At 39.5% G+C, this 17,487-nt stretch carries 18 protein-coding genes; 17 read left to right on the forward strand and 1 reads right to left on the reverse strand.

Translation table 11 applies throughout. From position 1 onward, the window contains the following. Positions 1-222 precede the first annotated feature (222 nt). The 4 genes from ACFSKL_RS04125 (at position 223) to ACFSKL_RS04140 (ending at position 3,037) form a co-directional block, all read left to right on the forward strand. Entirely contained in the window at positions 223-852 is a 630-nt protein-coding gene (locus ACFSKL_RS04125; RefSeq protein ID WP_376883740.1) for a DinB family protein, read from the forward strand. Between the two features lie 58 nt (positions 853-910). Beyond that, entirely contained in the window at positions 911-1,336 is a 426-nt protein-coding gene (locus ACFSKL_RS04130; RefSeq protein ID WP_376883742.1) for a nuclear transport factor 2 family protein, read from the forward strand. A 27-nt stretch (positions 1,337-1,363) separates the two neighbouring features. Then, on the forward strand, positions 1,364-2,014 hold the full coding sequence (locus ACFSKL_RS04135) for an alpha/beta hydrolase (protein ID WP_376883744.1): 651 nt from the start codon (positions 1,364-1,366) through the stop codon (positions 2,012-2,014). A 177-nt stretch (positions 2,015-2,191) separates the two neighbouring features. Beyond that, complete coding sequence (locus tag ACFSKL_RS04140; protein WP_376883746.1) at positions 2,192-3,037, forward strand: helix-turn-helix domain-containing protein; 846 nt, start codon at positions 2,192-2,194, stop codon at positions 3,035-3,037. Between the two features lie 45 nt (positions 3,038-3,082). Here ACFSKL_RS04140 and ACFSKL_RS04145 read toward each other — a convergent pair whose 3' ends face one another. Beyond that, positions 3,083-3,238, reverse strand: coding sequence for a winged helix-turn-helix transcriptional regulator (locus ACFSKL_RS04145; protein ID WP_376883747.1), 156 nt, complete (start codon positions 3,236-3,238; stop codon positions 3,083-3,085). Between the two features lie 221 nt (positions 3,239-3,459). Here ACFSKL_RS04145 and ACFSKL_RS04150 point away from each other — a divergent pair, with 221 nt between their 5' ends. The 13 genes from ACFSKL_RS04150 (at position 3,460) to ACFSKL_RS04210 (ending at position 17,057) form a co-directional block, all read left to right on the forward strand. Next, a complete protein-coding gene (locus ACFSKL_RS04150) occupies positions 3,460-4,608 on the forward strand; it encodes an epoxide hydrolase family protein (protein ID WP_376883749.1) in 1,149 nt (382 codons plus the stop codon). A gap of 3 nt (positions 4,609-4,611) precedes the next feature. Next, entirely contained in the window at positions 4,612-4,968 is a 357-nt protein-coding gene (locus ACFSKL_RS04155; protein ID WP_376883751.1) for a VOC family protein, read from the forward strand. 103 nt (positions 4,969-5,071) lie between these two features. Beyond that, on the forward strand, positions 5,072-5,377 hold the full coding sequence (locus ACFSKL_RS04160; RefSeq protein WP_376883753.1) for a DUF6273 domain-containing protein: 306 nt from the start codon (positions 5,072-5,074) through the stop codon (positions 5,375-5,377). Between the two features lie 403 nt (positions 5,378-5,780). Continuing rightward, positions 5,781-6,125, forward strand: coding sequence for a TfoX/Sxy family protein (locus ACFSKL_RS04165; protein ID WP_376883755.1), 345 nt, complete (start codon positions 5,781-5,783; stop codon positions 6,123-6,125). Positions 6,126-7,125: 1,000 nt separating this feature from the next. After that, on the forward strand, positions 7,126-8,337 hold the full coding sequence (locus ACFSKL_RS04170; RefSeq protein WP_376883757.1) for a 4-hydroxy-3-methylbut-2-enyl diphosphate reductase: 1,212 nt from the start codon (positions 7,126-7,128) through the stop codon (positions 8,335-8,337). Between the two features lie 247 nt (positions 8,338-8,584). After that, on the forward strand, positions 8,585-9,577 hold the full coding sequence (locus ACFSKL_RS04175; protein WP_376883758.1) for a terpene synthase family protein: 993 nt from the start codon (positions 8,585-8,587) through the stop codon (positions 9,575-9,577). A 262-nt stretch (positions 9,578-9,839) separates the two neighbouring features. Next, entirely contained in the window at positions 9,840-10,847 is a 1,008-nt protein-coding gene (locus ACFSKL_RS04180; RefSeq protein ID WP_376883760.1) for a terpene synthase family protein, read from the forward strand. Positions 10,848-11,150: 303 nt separating this feature from the next. Continuing rightward, complete coding sequence (locus ACFSKL_RS04185; protein ID WP_376883771.1) at positions 11,151-11,921, forward strand: terpene synthase family protein; 771 nt, start codon at positions 11,151-11,153, stop codon at positions 11,919-11,921. Between the two features lie 431 nt (positions 11,922-12,352). Next, a complete protein-coding gene (locus ACFSKL_RS04190; protein WP_376883761.1) occupies positions 12,353-12,829 on the forward strand; it encodes a virulence RhuM family protein in 477 nt (158 codons plus the stop codon). A 271-nt stretch (positions 12,830-13,100) separates the two neighbouring features. Then, positions 13,101-13,565, forward strand: coding sequence for a hypothetical protein (locus ACFSKL_RS04195; RefSeq protein WP_376883763.1), 465 nt, complete (start codon positions 13,101-13,103; stop codon positions 13,563-13,565). Positions 13,566-13,723: 158 nt separating this feature from the next. After that, positions 13,724-14,269, forward strand: a complete 546-nt coding sequence (locus ACFSKL_RS04200; protein WP_376883765.1) for a Yip1 family protein — start codon at positions 13,724-13,726, stop codon at positions 14,267-14,269. Positions 14,270-14,966: 697 nt separating this feature from the next. Further along, entirely contained in the window at positions 14,967-15,689 is a 723-nt protein-coding gene (locus ACFSKL_RS04205; RefSeq protein WP_376883767.1) for a class I SAM-dependent methyltransferase, read from the forward strand. 660 nt (positions 15,690-16,349) lie between these two features. Further along, on the forward strand, positions 16,350-17,057 hold the full coding sequence (locus tag ACFSKL_RS04210; RefSeq protein ID WP_376883769.1) for a DUF2071 domain-containing protein: 708 nt from the start codon (positions 16,350-16,352) through the stop codon (positions 17,055-17,057). Positions 17,058-17,487: the final 430 nt, after the last annotated feature.

Consider the following 17,487-nt stretch of genomic DNA (forward strand, 5'->3'; position numbering starts at 1 on the left):
AGAGAATAAAAAAACAAATCGATAAATTCGGTCTGACTAATGAGGATTTAGGCCTCGAAATCAGCTCAAATTGAGGGATTTTGTTTACGTTAGTCAGAATTGTAAAACGGTACCCAAACAGTCAAGAACGCAAAAATGTAGAAAAATACCTATATTCATTTCATACCTCTGACATAGGGCTGTCATAAGGCTATTCTAATTTTGCAGGAAAGAAGATAGAAAATGAAGAAAACACTTATTCAAGGAGCAATCGTGGTGCTAACAGTTTTCAGCACAGCCTGCAATAACAGTAGTAATCAAACGACAAAATCAGAAAGTAAAATGGACAACAAAACAATTACAGACATTCTTGCTTCACAATACCGAGCAAGTCTTGGAATGCTTCGCCAGGCATTAGAAAAAGTGCCGGAAGAACAATGGAATTCAGAAGAATACAACAACCCGAATTGGCAAATTGCCTATCATATTTTATGGAGTGCGAAATTATATTTGGGAGCTAATCCCGAAAGTTATGTTCCTTTTGACAACGCCATTGAAGGAGCGGAAAGCCTTCGGGGTTCTCAAGACTGGGAAAATCCCGATGAAAATGTAACTGTTGAAGGCTTTCAAACCAAAGATGAATTACTTTCCTTCATTGACGAGATTGAAAGAAACTTAAAACAAAACATTGAAGCATTGCCACTTGACAGAGATTCAGGCTTCGAATGGTATCCTTATTCCCGCTTGGAACTACATCTCAACAACATACGCCATATCCAACACCATACAGCGCAGATTATTGAGCGATTAAAGGCAAAGGAAATAACAGGGTTTTCTTGGTGGGCTGACCAAAATCCACCTCAAGAATGGTAAAAAACAACGACCCGCTAACAGCAGCTACCCACAATTTGAACAAAAAACACTACGAACAATGAAATTAACAAAAATCCTTTTTTTCATAATTATCCTTTTAGGTTCTTCAGACCTGAAAGCTCAAACCGAAATTGAACTCATCCAAAAAACATTACTTGACTACATAGAAGGTACTGCAAATGGAGAGCCTGAAAGAGTGAGAAATGCATTTCACAAAGATTTAAAACTATATCATATTGCAAACGATAGTTTAGTAGTTTGGTCGGGAGAAAATTATGTCAATAATATAACTGCGGGAAAGAAAAGCAATCGTATAGGAAGAATTGTATCCATCGACTATGAAAACGATGCAGCAAATGCGAAAATCGAAATTATTATGCCCGACCGAAAGCGAATTTACACAGACTACTTACTCTTATTAAAGTACGAGGACAAATGGGAAATTATTCATAAGTCATTTACCTATGTGGACTATCCTGAATAACTATAAAATTTTGAATTCATCGATATTATGAAAGCCAAAATTCCATTTATATTCTTGGGTATTCTACTCTATTGTTCGGTTGTTGCCTGTCAACAAAATAACGACAAATACATTTTCTTTCTTCACAACAGATTTTTAGAAGAACACAGTTTAGAGGATGAACATCCCGAATACGGAAGAGCAGAATACCTCGAAATCATCAGCGAATTTAAAGCAAACGGATTTAAGGTCATCAGCGAACAACGGAACGGAAATGTGAATGCAAGAGAATATGCAACGGGAATTGTTGACCAAATCGACAGTTTAATAAAAAACGGAACTGAACCCAATAAAATAACAATAGTCGGTACCTCAAAAGGTGGTTACATTGCCCAATATGTTTCGACTTTAGCCAATAATCCCGGCTTGAATTTCGTGTTCGTAGCGAGTTTTATGGATTCCGACATTCAAAACATCCCCGAAATTAACTATTGCGGGAACATCTTAACGATTTACGAAAAATCAGACCCTTTTGGAGTTTCGGCAATGGAACGAAAGGAAACTTCCACTTGCAAAATCAAACACTTTAAAGAAATCGAACTGAATACAGAAATGGGACACGGATTTTTATTCAAACCAATGAAAGAATGGATTGAGCCGACAATAAAATGGGCGAACGAAAATTATACAGCGGAATAAAAACTGGGGGTAACAGTGCCTATGCGTCAGACGGGCAAAAGGGGCACTTGGGAATAACCTCGGAAAAGGCTAAGTTTTTTCCTAAATTAGTTGCGAGAGATCCCGCCCACCACATAGCCGCGACCCATTACCGCAAATGCAAACAAAACTCAAACGATCTGATATTTTTAATGCGCAATGAATCTCAAAACCTTTAATTTCTACCAATATGTAAAGGAAAAAATGCCCGGGGAAACTCAGGAAACCTTTTTTTACGCCAACAATGAAATGTATAGGGATCTAAGAGTAGATTTTCCGTTCCGTACCACACACTACGGTATTGGCATAAACTACGGTAAAGGAAGCAGCCTGTGCAGGCTTGGCAGTGCGGATTATATGCTTGAGGAGGGAAGTCTAACCACGCTTGGACCGGGGATCATTACTTGTTGGGACAATGCCTACGACCTGAAAAACGAAACTGTTTTTTTTACAGATGGCCTTTTTAGGGACATCAAAGTACCGCCATTGCAAACCCTCCCCTTTTTTATGCAAGGGGGAAACCATATGATCAACGTCCCCGAAGAAGAATTGGTAAAATTGAAAGACTTGTTCCAAAATATCAAAAAATTCAACAATAACCGTCAAGTTCTGCAAGGTCTGGTGTTTTCGTTGGTTCAATATGTTCAGCAACTCCACAGTCTTATTTCCAAGAAAAATAATGCAACCCAAAAGGAACACATTACCCAAAAATTCAGGACACTCATCGCCCGGCATTTCATAGAATCCAAAGAGGTTAGCTTCTATGCCACCCAGCTTCATATCACACCAAAATACCTTAGCGAGGTGTTGGTGGAGACCACAGGAAAAACGGCAAAAGAATTGATCAATGAACATATCATTTTGGAGACCAAGAGTCTGCTCAAACAAACCGCTATGACGGTAAGTGAAATTGCTTATTGGCTGGGCTATGAGGAAGACTCTTACTTTGTCAGGTTCTTTAAGAAGAACACAGGAAAAACCCCACTGGCATACCGGGGTTCCTGAAAATTAAATTTAGGATTACGAATTATCCTTCCCTACTGATTTCAGTTACTCCCTGTGCCGCTTTCCCCATTCGATCATCAGGTCAATGATCGGCTGAAAACTCCGGCAATAGTCTGTAATTTCATAATCAATCCGTACGGGATTATCATTTAGGCAACGATTGACGAGACCATTTTTGGTGCTGCTGACCAATTTTACCAATACCCGACACCAAACAGAAATGCAAGGCTATCAGAAAGTAGGTGATCAGAACAAACAGAAAAAAGTACCATCCTTACCGAAATTCGTCTAACATAAACCCCATATTACTGATTTACCTTTGTCATGAAAGCAAATCTAAGTTACATGCCATGCAGAAATACATCGTCATTTTGATACTAATCTCATTCGTAATCACAGCACAAACTTTAAAATCACAGGATATGAAACCATTCAAAATCGAAATCACCGAAGACGTATTACAAGACCTTCAGACACGTCTTTCTCTCACTCGCTGGACAGACAACCCCGAGGGTGATGGCTGGAGCTATGGCACCAATACCAATTATCTCAAAGAGCTGGTAACTTATTGGCAAAAGGAATTCGACTGGAGAAAACAGGAAGCCTTGCTGAACAGTCTTCCCCAGTTCAAAGCCATAATTGATGGGGTGGAAATCCACTTTGTCTATGTAAAAGGAAAAGGAAATAACCCCAAGCCTCTTATCCTTACCCACGGTTGGCCGGATTCCTTTTTCCGGTATTACAAAGTCATCCCTATGCTCACCGACCCGCTAGCGTATGGAGGCAATGCCGACCAATCCTTTGATGTGATTGTACCCTCAGTTCCCGGATTTGGGTTTTCAGCCAAGACCGTGAAGGTAGAAGACGAAGTAGCCGGTCTTTGGCACAAGCTGATGAAAAACGTATTGGGCTACCAAACCTTCTACGCAGCCGGTGGCGATGTAGGGAGCGGTATATCCAAGTCCCTGGCCAACCAGTTTCCCGAAGCGGTCAAAGCCATTCACCTCACTGATGTGGGTTATCCGAACGGTACAGAAGATTGGAGTACCATGACACCGGCAGAACAGGAGTTCGGACAGTTTATCCAGCATTGGTGGATGAGCGAAGGAGCTTACAATATGATTCAGAGTACAAAACCACAATCGCTGGGCTACGGACTGAATGATTCTCCCGTGGGATTGGCGGCTTGGATTGTAGAAAAATTCCATGCTTGGTCTGACCACAATGGACACATCAAGAAGCGCTTTACCAATGACGAGTTGCTTACCAACATCATGATTTACTGGGTAACCCAGACTATCAATACCTCTATCCGCTACTATGCCGACAATGCACGGGTAGCTTATACGGAGTATGGCCCCAAGCCCGTGGAAAGGGTAAAAGTGCCTACGGGTGTGGCGGCTTTTCCCGGAGATGCTCCTATGCCAAGAGAATGGGCAGAACGGATGGCAAACGTAACACGCTTCACCAAAATGCCGAAAGGGGGTCATTTCGCACCACTGTCTGTACCTGATGTGTGGGTGAATGAGGTGAGAACCTTCTTTTTTGAAACAGTAAAATTAGAAAAATAACGTATGAAAAAAATACCTTCAAACAGGGTGACTTGGTTTCAAGTCCCCGCAGATAATACAGAAAGGGCCTGGCAATTTTACGGCAAGGTCTTCGGCTGGAACGAGGAAGAAACCTGGAAAAATGAAAAGCTTACCGGGGCTATTTTAGGGAGCATTGAAGCGAGAAACGAGCAGTTGACCCATCCGCGGTTGATTATCCGCGTGGATGATATTGATCAGACTTTATCCACTATCCTTGATGCAGGAGGCAAAGTAATCGAAGCGAAAACCGAGATTCCGGAGATCGGTATGGTGTATGCCGTTTTCGAAGATACGGAGGGAAACTTGTTGAATGTAGTGGGGGACATCAGGCATTCTTAGGGAATCTTCATATCTGTGGACTCATGTAAACAGAGACTACATTCGAAAAGTGAGTATTCCGTAAAAACCAACAAACCATGGAACTTTTATTCGAAACATTGAGATGATAACTTTCGGAAACTATAGTTGGCTGATACTTGAATTGGAAGATAACAGGAAACTGATTGTCACTAAAGACATCATCGAACTTAGATGGTATCATACTATATTTGTAGATGTAACTTGGGCTGAAAGCGAAATAAGAAGGTATCTTAATACTGATTTTTATGGCACGTTCAATCAAAATGAAAAAGAAAAAATCATTCAGGTTGTAAACCGCAATCCTGACAACCCTTGGTTCGGAACAAAGGGAGGTGCGGACACGGCCACCCCAAGGACGGTGGCGGAGTCCGCCCCGCAATGTGGTTAAAAATAAAATAAACAATGGGTATCAATTAGTGCTGTTTCTAAGTATGTCGCTTGTAATAACCTGAGTTCGCCTATTCTCACTTTGTCAACCTGCCTGCCGGCAGGCAGGAACGGTTTTAAATGGTGAGAACTACGAAAAGAAGGAGCGAACTTTTTTATGAAGTAATATTGGGATATTGCGGATTGAAAAAGTGAAGTAGGTTGCCGTTTAAAACCGAATAGTCGGCTCAGTCAATAAAAACACCCATTTACTGCGTTAAATTTTTGAGGGATAGCCTAAGCTATCCCTCAAAATTTGCCTTGTAACTGGATATTTTTATTGATTTTGACTTTGTGATAACAATCGAACTCAGGTTAATAGGGCTTTTCAAATAAAATCGAGGGTTTGTTAAAAAGGGTTTATTATGGCTTATGATCATCAACTTGCTGACAGGGTAAGGACATACTTAGCGCAATTTCCAAAACTTAAAATTGAGGAAAAGAAAATGTTTGGCGGATTGGCATTTATGATTGATGGCAAAATGTGTATCAATGTCACCGATGACAATTTGATGTGCCGCTTTGATCCCCAAATGACCGAAGAGCTTTCAACCAGACCCGGCTTTGGGCCCATGATTATGAAAGGCATTGAGTATAAAGGATATTGCTACGTGGAGCCGGAGGGCTTTAGGAATCAAACTGATTTTGAATTTTGGATCAACTTATGCCTTGATTTCAATAGCAGGGCTAAATCTTCGAAGAAAAAGTGAAAAGAAACGGTAAATGTTTGGCAGACTTTTCTGTGGAAAAAGGAATCGGTTGTTTTTTCGCTTTTCCTCTATCCATTTTTTACTGTCATAACCTCCGGCACTGACGATACAATGTATCCCGATTCGGGACGGGCCACATGAAATGCATTCGTGAATATTGCTGTTTTTAAACTCTTTTGAATAATTAAGAGGTTCTCATCTTGCCCCGCAGCAGCGGAAGCCTTTCTCGCATATCAAGATACAGCTCTCCCGTCTGGACAGACAGGTTGTGGGAGGTAAAGCGATGGAATTTCCCCTTACCATGATTATGTGCAGAACCTCTTTTGTACAATGGAGAAATGCTGCTGTGCGATAAAAATTTTCGTTCGAATTGTTTTCTGCTTAAACAAGTATTTGATGCTAATAAATCAATGGGAATGCCTCCTTTTGTTAATTTAATAAGCTATTCGTTGCGGTCAAATGAAATATTGTGGTTGATCAAGGGTTTTAAAAAATATCTTTCCAACCTGGATTGAATTAATTATTTAGGGAGATGTTTGCAACATAGCGAGATTATTTTTATATTTAAATTGCTGAAAATAAATATAATATTAATAAACCTCGCTATGATTGACTACAACAAAGTTACTGATATTTATCGCATTCACGATGAATTCTTCAAAAATTTCAGAGAGACCATTAAAAGTTTCATCTTGGGCAAAATCTCCAAGAGGCCATCTCTGGTAATTGAGCGACAGCTAGGTGATGAACATATTACTTTTCTTTCACCTCATCGGTTTCCATTGTTTCAAGCATTTCTGCCTGTAACGGCATAATATAGCCGAATCCCTCCCTGATACGGTATTCTACAATTCTACGTGTCCGAGGTATTCCCGACCGGATTATTAACACGGTAAGCCAACTGAGTTATTTCAAGTGTGCCACTACAATGTAAAATGAATTAGGACTTCAGTCGGCGAAATGCTGCAGGAGCAACCATTGATCAGAAAACTTGTAAATCATGAAAGCATTTAACATCCCTGAAATCTATAAAAGTGAGTTTATAAGCTCCATAAAAAAAGACAGGCAGTTAAGGGATCATTTAAAGAAGGATTTTTCACCGTCAATACTTGATTTTGGAAAAGTTAAAATTCATCTGGCTCGTCATTTTGGTTTCTGTTTTGGCGTTGAAAATGCCATCGAAACGGCTTATGCAGCAATTCAAGAAAATGTGGGCAAACGAATTTATTTGTTAAGCGAGATTATTCACAATCCATATGTTAACTTATCCCTACAGGAAAACGGCGTTCGGTTTATTATGGATACTGCCGGTAAACAGCTTATTCCATGGAATGAGATAAGTAGTGATGATGTAATTATTATCCCCGCTTTTGGAACTACGCTCGAGATGGAAAGTATTTTAAAAGATAAAGGAGTAAAGCAGATTTATTATAGAAGTAAATGTCCATTTGTAGAAAAAGTTTGGACCAGGGTTTCCCAAATTGCCAATAATGATTATACGGTTATTGTTCATGGGAAGCCTGATCATGAAGAAACGAGAGCTACCTTTTCACATAGTAGAAGTGTGGGCCCTTCCGTGATTATAAAAGACATGGAAGAAGCAAAAATGTTGACTGATATAATCATGAATAGGAGAGCGGACACTGATTTTTATGAGCTGTTTAAGGACAGGTACTCTGAGGGTTTTGACGTTGCTTACGACCTATCTAGAATTGGGGTTGTAAACCAAACGACCCTGCTTGCAACGGATACTCAGGAAATAGCAGATTTTCTGCAAGAAGCGATGTGCGAAAAGTATAATCTTACGAAGGACAATGTCGCCGATCATTTTGCCAATACGAAAGATACACTTTGTTACGCTACCCATGATAATCAAATTGCCGTGATGAATATGTTGTCTCTTGAGGCTGATTTTGCTTTGGTAGTGGGAGGCTTCAACAGTTCCAATTCATCCCACTTAGTGGAGTTATGTGAAGCGAAACTGCCAACGTATTTCATCGGGGCAGCAGATGACATGGTGTCTGCCGATGAAATTCGCCATTGGGATATCCATTCCAAACAACTAAAAGGCACCTTTTCGTATATGCCTGATAAAGAACAAGTGGTTATCCATTTGACTAGCGGGGCTTCTTGCCCTGATATTTTGATTGAAAATGTAGTACTGAAATTACTTTCCTTTTATGGTTTATCGCTGGATACATTACAGCTTTAAAGTGCCATCAATGAATATTAACATGAATTATTCACTATAATTTAAAATATATGATAGTTCTACCTGCTTTCAAAACTCCTTTTTAAGGAAGTGTTATTGCTGGATGGTTAGATAGCCTATAACTGCGAAGATAGGCAAACAATTTCTTCTTTGATTCCAAAGAATGCGGCTATCAGCCTAAGAAATAGAATATGATCTCATGAGATTTTGGTTTCGATTTTATTGATCAATTTAAAAAAAACACACCATGACCGCTCACATGCTTTCCCAATTTCACTATCCTTTTCCTATGCTCAAAAACCCACATGCGGCTGCTCTGCAAGAAATTACGGACAACGAATGGATTGACGGAGAATATCTCTGGTTATATCAAGATGCTCCAGATACCAGGAAAAAGTACAAAAAGACAAAGACGGCCCATATTGCATCCCAATGGTTTCCTACCGCCAGCCCCGAAAGATTAAAACCTCTATGTAGGCTTATGTTATGGACACTTTATAACGACGACCTGTACGAAGAGGGGACACCTGAGGAGATTGGTTATGTACACACCAGTTCGGTAGCAGTGCTGACTGGTGAGATCAGTGCCACAGAAGCAAAAATACCCTTAGGGAATATGTTGGCATCGCTGAGGCAGGAATTACTGCAGTTTATCCCACAGGAATCGATCGTGCGTTTTGCGGATATGATCAGCAGGTACTTTGCCGGCCTGAAAATGGAGCTGACCTATAAAATGAATAAAACTTACCCTACTGTAGCCGAATGCATTGCCCTGCGGGAAGATTCCATTTGTTTGTATCCATTCCTGCAACTGACAGAAGTAGAAACTGGAATCGTGCTGCCGCCAGAGATACACCAACATCCTGTGATCCGGCGCTTGCAGGCGTTGGCCTGCCATCTTGTGACTTATTTTAATGAAGTGCAATCGGTGGGGAAAGACGAAGCAACGGATAGTATTTATTACAATATTGTGAAGGTGATTCAGCATGAACATAAGATCTCGCTGGAAGAAGCATGCCTCGAGGATCTCCGTCTGCACAACGAAGACCTAAAAGAGTTTGTGATGCTGCAAGCCTCCCTTCCTGATTTTGGGGAATGGCAGGATGCCGTGGTAAACTGGGTGCATTATATGGGTATGGTGCTCAGCGGATGGAAGAATATTTCCACCAAATTGGATCGCTATAATTTGATGGGATTTCCTGAGGCAGCGAAACTTCGAGAAAAGCTGAATCAGGTGTGATAGAAAGCTAAAACACAATTCTGGCAAACCATTGATTTGCCAGAAAAGTATAGGGGAAGATTAAAAAATAGTGAAACAGTAATATTCAACATAAGAGGATTTTAAAATTCAATGCAATGAGAAAACTAGGATTCTATGCATTATCGAACAGGGCGTATACGGATGGCATACCAACGATGGATCCCGCTATGTTCCGGGTTATGCTGATCCTGAGTATCAAAGCTCCAAATCGGACGTATTTTCAATTTAATCAATCTCAGTTATGAAACAGAAAGAAGTTCCAGTTTTAAAGTATCCATGGGCGTATGAAGTTGGCCCTTTTGCAGAGTCATTTTATGAAGAGCAAGATGATTGGATCAATACAGACTATCAATTCATGTCGGAGGCAACGAGAACCAAATACAAAAAACATGGCCTCGTGCAAGCTGCATCATATATGTTTCCTGCCTTGAGTACTAAAGAGCAGTTTAGGCCCATTGCCAGGTTTATGATTTGGCTTACGCTATACGATGACTATCACGAACTATGTCCGGTTAAGGAATTGGCTGGCATCAGGGATCATATCAGGGACGTGATGATGGGCGCCCCCATTAGGCCAGATGATATTGGATTGCTAAGACAGGTCGCTTTAAGCAGGGATGAGTTTCGCCCTTATGTCAATGATGACTGGTTTGAGCGCTGGGGCCAATCTTTCTATGATTACACTACTTACGGAATCATGGAAGAAACACCTTATAAATTAAAGAGGCAATTCCCTACGCTAAACAATCTATTGCTTATCCGTGAGTATTCTATTTCCATGTATCCCTATGGGGATCCGGTTGAACCCTCAATTAATTTTATTGTACCGAACCATATTTCAAAACACCCAGTTATCCTTCGGCTAAAAATGCTCATGTGCCGTATTATGGCCATCCAGAACGATTTTGCTTCAATAGAAAAAGAAATGTCAGTGGATACGGAAATCCTTAACATTATACTTGTAATAAGGCATCAATATAAAGTTTCGTTGGAGGAGGCCTGTGCCGAAGCAATGCATATCCATGACCGTTATGTTGAAGAATTTGTAGAAATACAGCATAACCTTCCTGACTTTGGTCCGCTCCAAAAGGATATTGAGCGCTTTGTACATTATATGACCTTGATGATTTCAGGGTTAGGTGCATGGTATCACATAGGGAGATCTACACGCTATAAAGTCCCAGGCGAATACCCAAGACCGGAATATGGGACAGCATCTCTCCAGCCACAGAACCGCAGTAATGGCTGAGCAAGGTCTAAAGGCGGGACTAAAACCGGACAATGTATTAAATAAACAATCTTTCATTTTAAAATTTTTGAGAACATGAAACCAGAAGAATATTTCCCGCAAGATTACCTTCCACAAGGTTATTACCCCTGGCCCGACATGATCAATGCCAACGTAGAGCAAATGGGAATTGATTACAGACATTGGATTGATACGGATTACCTCTACCTATCGGAAAACATCCGGGAAAGATACAAGAGTATGAATCTGCATAGCTGCTCAGCACGGATGTATCCTTATGCCAGCTACGAACGGGTAACGCCAATGCACCGATACGTTGTTTTTCATACCATATTTGACGACCAGCTTGAATACGCAACAAAGGAAGAGGTGAGTTACTATTGTAAACGGTTGGTAGCGATATTCAGAGGAGATAGTCTCGCTCCGGGAGATCCCGGATATTTTAATCAGGCAGCGGTCATCAGGGATGAATTTCGGGCATTTATGCCGGAGGAATGGATGAAGAGATTGGCGGACACATTTTATACTGTTACAAGATATGGCGCTCTGGAAGAAGTAACTTATAAAGCTAACCAGACAGTGCCTTCGCTTGCCTTGTTTAAAGTAATCCGGGAATACTCCATAGTCATATTCCCCTATTTTTACCTCGTTGATGCTCAGGTTAATCTTGTTTTAACAGAAGATGTTGAGCGACATCCTGTCATACAACGTGTACGATCCCTTTGGTCTAGAATAATAGCATGGCAGAATGATATTCAGGGATTGAAAAAAGAATTGAGCAAGGATACTGAAGTCATGAATATAGTTATAGTCCTGCAACGGAAGTATAACCTGTCATTGGAAGATGCCCTAATCGAGGCTATGAAGATCCACGACGACGACCTGGCTGAACTGGTTGCTTTACAGGCCGATCTTCCTGATTTCGGTATACCTGCGGACGAGATAAAGCAACTTTTCCATGGCTGGGGCAGCCTGATACAGGGCCTAAATACCTTTTATCTGAGAGATACCAATCGTTATGATCCTAGCTGCTTCGCATGGCCTGATACGGAACCTGCTATCAAAAAATCCTGAGATGGGACAAAAATAATAAATCGCGTATTCAACCGGAGGAGTACAGTGGTGAACCGGGTGCATTACATGAGTATCGTCCTAATCTGTGGCCTGTGTCCTCACAGGACTTTTAGTACGGGTCTGTGAAGACACAGACTATGGATTAGAAAAGTTGAACCAGATGTGAGTCTAAAATCCATTTGGTCAGATTAACCGATTTAAAATTTAATATGTATATCCGCTTTCTTACCAGTAGCCATTTAAAATAATGTATCTATATTGTTTCCAGGGCAAGTTGACTGTCAACCGTCGACACTCGTGCGCCGTGGCGTAGTTGACGATTATCCGCAACATGATGGTTTGCTTACTTCATTACTGGCAAAGTAGCGGATAATCATATTAATCAAACATCTCAAGAACCCAACGAAATGAAATTAGGTCAAGTTTAGCTCATGAAGCAAACAGGTGAAATAGTAATTTATCAGACAGGGCAAGACGCACCTACTATTCAAGTGCTTCTTGAAAATGACACCCTTTGGTTGGATCAATATCAGATTTCTGAATTGTTTGACATTGACAGGACTTCAATAGTTAGGCATATCCGAAATATTTACAAGACTTATGAATTGGATGAAAAGTCAACTTGTGCAAAAATTACACAAGTTCAACAGGAAGGAGAAAGAACAGTAAAGAGACAGATAAAAATCTATAATTTAGACCTGATTATTTCAGTGGGTTATAGGGTTAGTTCCAAACAGGGTACAGCCTTTAGAATTTGGGCGAACAAGATTATCAAAGATCATTTGGTGAAAGGCGATACCATTAATGAAATAAGGTTACTGGAGCTCCAAAAAACAATGTTTAGAAGAAAAAGCAGCACACCTTTTATATTTTGTTGTCAAAAACCATTCATTTTCAGACGGTATTAAAAGAATCAGTGAAAACGCATTGGTCGCTTTGACTTTATTAATTGCTGAAAGTAAACCTGAAGAAAAAGAAATGATGATTAATGTGGTCGTAAATCTTATTAACAGAACATTGGAAGAAGAAAAGCCCATAACATCACCTTGGATACAGTGGGCGGTTCAGTGTAAATATAAAAATTCAGTATATTCAAGGAGTTAGAAGTAGGCTTGGAAGATACGACTCCGTATGCCTGCCTTCCGTCAGGCTGAATCCCGTTGTGAGTAATGCAAAAAAATGGCAATGAGACATACAATTGATGATATTGGTATTGATTTGAAAATTGAAGGAAATGGAGTTCGTGTGATTTCTGGAGATAATAATGTGATTCTGCCAAATCAAGATTTAGAGAATATTTTGATTATAATTAAAAGTAATTACAAATTTTTAAGTGATTATTATTATGATATTTCTGATGACAATATTGATTTAATTGATATAAAATTAATTTCTATTAAAACAGTCCTTCATTACCTATACATATATAACATGTGGCGAAAAATTTATGGGAAGGAAAGAAATAGAGACTTAAAATTTAAAAGAGAAGACATTTCTCACCCTCAAACTTATGATATAATATTTAATTATTTTAAGTTGAAATATCCAGATAAATGGATTGATAAATGTTCAATAATGATGAATATGTCAGTAGAAGATTGCAGGAAAGAGTATACAGCAAGAGAACTATTCATGAATAGATAAAATAAGCAGATACGCACAACAGCATATATATCTTAGTGGGGGTGTGCGTTGTTAGTCAGGCTGTTTTCTCTTTATCTTACTTCAGCCTCGGTGGAAAGTGAACTGCTATAAAATCCCCCACCGAAGGCATGTATAACCGTTATAGCACACATTAGAATATGGATCCATACATAAGCATTTGGCTTAACCCCAGAGCTACTTTTGAAGAATTAGCAGGTAAAGAAAAACAACCTCTACTGGTATTGCCTATAGTAGGAAACGGTTTAATTTTCGGGTTAGATGTATACCCAGATATAGCCTCTATTTTTGATGAAGGAGAAAGAATTTGGGCTTTCCTTTTAGCATTGCCTTTAGGTATTGGTTTATCTTTCTTGGTGCTGGGCTTAATTATCCCAGGACTTATCAAATTGTTTGGAAAAATTTGGAAAGGGGAATCTACCCTGAGAAAAATGGTAAATGTTTGCTCCCTTTCGTTTTTCCCATTAAGTATTATCCTAATCTATCAAGTTTCAATTTTTATTTTCGGAGTAGATCCAAAGATGGAAAATATTAATTATGGGATTGTTTATTTGCTCTGGCTTTGGTCTTTTGGTCTACTAGTTATTGGAGTAGCTAAAATTCAAAGATTTAAGTATGGCATAGCTTTGTTAAATATTCTGATAAGTTATTTACCGATTTTAATTTTTGTGTTATTGAGAAAATAAGAATAGAAGGAGAGGAATGTCCCAATTTTAATCTATTGAAATCAATGGATTTCAAACTAACTAAAGGCGTTTCAGAAAGGCATAGCTTATCAAGACCGCTTTGAAAACTTTCTGGAAAAGCAGACAGTGAAAGTTCAAGACAAGATCTATAAACCTGAGTTCGACTATTCTCACTTTGTCAACCTGCCTGCCGGCAGGAACGGTTTTAAATGGTGAGAACTACGAAAAGAAGGTGCGTGAAGTAAAATTGGGATATTGTGGATTGAAAAAGTGAAGTAGATTGCCGTTTAAAACCGAATAGTCGGCTCAGCCAATAAAAACACCCATTTACTGCCTTAAATTTCTGAGCGATAGCTTAGGCTATCCCTCAAAAATTTGCCTTGTAACTGGATATTTTTATTGATTTTGACTTTGTGATAACAATCGAACTCAGGTTATAAGGTCATTGAGGCGATTGAAAGACTTATCTGAAACCTATCAAAACAAAAAAGGGCTATATGAAGTCAAGGTTCAGTTGGCGTCAAATACCTTTCTCCCTCTTCTGTTTAAATAAGAAAATCTGTATCTTGAGGGAGTTTGGAGTAAGCTTGAAGAATACAGCTTCGAATGCTTGCCTTCCGTCTCCAAACCAGTCTGCCAGAGGCAGGCTGGATCCTGTTAGCGGTAAGCATAAAAAGACATTGTAACAATAAACAAAATGGTTAAAGAGAAAATAATTTCTGCATATGAACTAATTGCTGATAAGTATGACGAACTTATAGATCACAAGCCTCATAACGCATATTATGACAGACCTAACACGCTTGCTTTGTTGCCAGACGTTAGAGGAAAAATAATTCTTGACGCAGCTTGCGGACCGGGGAAATATGCCGAAATATTGATTGGCAAAGGAGCAATTGTTAAAGGGTTCGATATAAGTCCTAAAATGGTTGAATTAGCGATCAATAGGAACAAAGACAAGGGAGAGTTTTTTGTTCATGACTTGTCTCTCAATTTTTCTATGATTGAAGACAATTCATGCGACATAGTGCTTTGTGCATTAGCTATGCACTATATTGAAGACTGGACAAATACTATCAAAGAATTTTATAGAGTTTTAAAAAACACGGGAATTCTTGTAATATCGATTGAGCATCCATTTTTTGAATACAATTTTTTCAAGTCCAAGGAATACTTTGGAATAGAAAATGTAAAATGCACTTGGAAAAGTTTCGGACGACCAGTTGAAGTAAACAGTTTTAGAAGACCCCTATACGAGTGTATAGCACCGTTGACGGACAACGGTTTTTACATTGACAAATTAGTTGAACCTAAGCCAACGGTAGAATTTGAACAGTTAGACCCAAAACATTTTAAAGAACTGAATGAATTTCCCGCATTTATGTGTATCAGAGCAGTTAAAAAAAGTACTGATGGGTAAGAAGGAAAGCGGAACCGCCAACACGGGTTTTGTGTCAGGTTGGGTCTGGTATTCTAATGAAGTCAGGTGCAAAAAACCCCCACCAGTGTTTAGCTGAATCCCCTTGGGGAGAATTGACTGCTTATTGCAGGCGGAACTTAAACAAACAAACTTTTGGTGAACATCATGCAATCGACCAGGAACATTTATTTTACCGGAATCGCTGGAATCTCAACCTTCCTTCTTTTCTTTCTGGGTGGTAATTACTTTGAATTCATTTACAGGCAAATTCCCCCAAGTTACGATTGGATCTTTTGGACTGGAATAGTTATTTCATTGGCTTTTGGACTTCTAACAATTAGGAATTGGCTCAACTCTCCATCCAAAAAGCAATTTAATCTGTTGATCCTTTTTATAGCGAACGTCTTTACAAGCAGTACGATAATCTTAATTGGAATCGCCATTCTTATAATAACCGTTTTGGGATTTCCAACTCAAGGCTAACTGAACGATAAATTAAAGCTCTTCCCAACATTTGCTATAGAGCCATGGGGAGTCGTTGGGACAGGGTGTTTTGAAGCTATTGGAAAGTTCTGTGCAATCATTAACTTTAGAATACAAAAATCCCCACGCCTGAGGGCTGGTGTTATAGCCAATGGTAGAAGAAAAACCGGCACGTCAATGAAAATCCCAACAATACACGGATATATCGAGAGAAGAATTTTAATCAACTTCACGGCTGACCCAAAAACGGTGGAGAAAATTATTCCGTTTCCGTTCAGACCAAAAATTTATAAGGACAAAGCAATTGTTGGAATTTGTTTAATCAGACTAAAGAAAATTAAACCAAAAGGACTTTCTGACTTTATCGGAGTAAATTCTGAAAATGGTGCCCACAGAATTGCAGTTGAGTGGGACGAAAATGGAAAAACAAAAACTGGAGTTTTTATTCCGAGAAGGGATACTTCACTAAAACTAAACACTCTTGTAGGTGGACGAATATTTCCAGGCAGACACTATTACGCAAAATTCAACGTACAAGAAAATAATGGAAATTATCATATTGACTTTAAAAGCTCTGACGACACCGAAATTTTAATTGATGCCACCGAGGCAAAGTGCTTTAACGGTAAATCAATTTTTGAAACACTAAGTAACGCTTCGGACTTTTTTGAAAATGGCGACCTCGGTTACTCGCCAAACAAAAACAAATTTGACGGACTAAGACTAAAAGCATATAACTGGGAAGTTCGGCCACTAGACGTTCAGAATGTAAGATCAAGCTTCTTTGAAATCGAAGATATTTTCCCTAAAGGTTCGGTGACATTTGACAATGCATTATTGATGACAAACATTGAACACGAATGGAAAAGCGAAACGGACAAATAACCACTGGCTATAACTGCAGCTACCCAAAGTGGAGGTTTAGTGGTTAAATCAAGCTTTCCCGATTACGGGACAGGCTTTGCGGCTTGCTAACAGGCTTCACCAACTCGTCTGCAAGGGATGCCGTCATTCGTCGGCACTGGCATTTCACCCTCTGGAATAATTTGGTATCTTCGATACCAGATGCCCATGCTGGGCACACACATTGACTAAGAGCAAGCTGGCGGAAAATTGCTAAATTGAAAGTGATTGCCTTTGATGAGCTTTGGTCGTGGTGGACAGTGAGTTGGGTTTTAATGCCCGCCTGCTCTTAGCCTTGACCGTTAGAAGCAATTCCCCCTACTTTAAAAAAGTTGATTTCGTAAGCTAACGTTTGAGAGCATCGTGGCAAGATTTTTTGTAAATTACTAGTCTCTCAGCAAGGCCGATTTTA

This window comes from Belliella marina (assembly GCF_042682445.1).
Classification (GTDB): Bacteria; Bacteroidota; Bacteroidia; order Cytophagales; family Cyclobacteriaceae; genus Belliella; species Belliella marina.

Coding starts and splice junctions, on each gene's coding strand:
- ACFSKL_RS04125 (WP_376883740.1), top strand. CDS start 223: ATGAAGAAAACACTTATTCAAGGAGCAATCGTGGTGCTAACAGTTTTC.
- ACFSKL_RS04130 (WP_376883742.1), top strand. CDS start 911: ATGAAATTAACAAAAATCCTTTTTTTCATAATTATCCTTTTAGGTTCT.
- ACFSKL_RS04135 (WP_376883744.1), top strand. CDS start 1,364: ATGAAAGCCAAAATTCCATTTATATTCTTGGGTATTCTACTCTATTGT.
- ACFSKL_RS04140 (WP_376883746.1), top strand. CDS start 2,192: ATGAATCTCAAAACCTTTAATTTCTACCAATATGTAAAGGAAAAAATG.
- ACFSKL_RS04150 (WP_376883749.1), top strand. CDS start 3,460: ATGAAACCATTCAAAATCGAAATCACCGAAGACGTATTACAAGACCTT.
- ACFSKL_RS04155 (WP_376883751.1), top strand. CDS start 4,612: ATGAAAAAAATACCTTCAAACAGGGTGACTTGGTTTCAAGTCCCCGCA.
- ACFSKL_RS04160 (WP_376883753.1), top strand. CDS start 5,072: ATGATAACTTTCGGAAACTATAGTTGGCTGATACTTGAATTGGAAGAT.
- ACFSKL_RS04165 (WP_376883755.1), top strand. CDS start 5,781: ATGGCTTATGATCATCAACTTGCTGACAGGGTAAGGACATACTTAGCG.
- ACFSKL_RS04170 (WP_376883757.1), top strand. CDS start 7,126: ATGAAAGCATTTAACATCCCTGAAATCTATAAAAGTGAGTTTATAAGC.
- ACFSKL_RS04175 (WP_376883758.1), top strand. CDS start 8,585: ATGACCGCTCACATGCTTTCCCAATTTCACTATCCTTTTCCTATGCTC.
- ACFSKL_RS04180 (WP_376883760.1), top strand. CDS start 9,840: ATGAAACAGAAAGAAGTTCCAGTTTTAAAGTATCCATGGGCGTATGAA.
- ACFSKL_RS04185 (WP_376883771.1), top strand. CDS start 11,151: ATGCACCGATACGTTGTTTTTCATACCATATTTGACGACCAGCTTGAA.
- ACFSKL_RS04190 (WP_376883761.1), top strand. CDS start 12,353: ATGAAGCAAACAGGTGAAATAGTAATTTATCAGACAGGGCAAGACGCA.
- ACFSKL_RS04195 (WP_376883763.1), top strand. CDS start 13,101: ATGGCAATGAGACATACAATTGATGATATTGGTATTGATTTGAAAATT.
- ACFSKL_RS04200 (WP_376883765.1), top strand. CDS start 13,724: ATGGATCCATACATAAGCATTTGGCTTAACCCCAGAGCTACTTTTGAA.
- ACFSKL_RS04205 (WP_376883767.1), top strand. CDS start 14,967: ATGGTTAAAGAGAAAATAATTTCTGCATATGAACTAATTGCTGATAAG.
- ACFSKL_RS04210 (WP_376883769.1), top strand. CDS start 16,350: ATGAAAATCCCAACAATACACGGATATATCGAGAGAAGAATTTTAATC.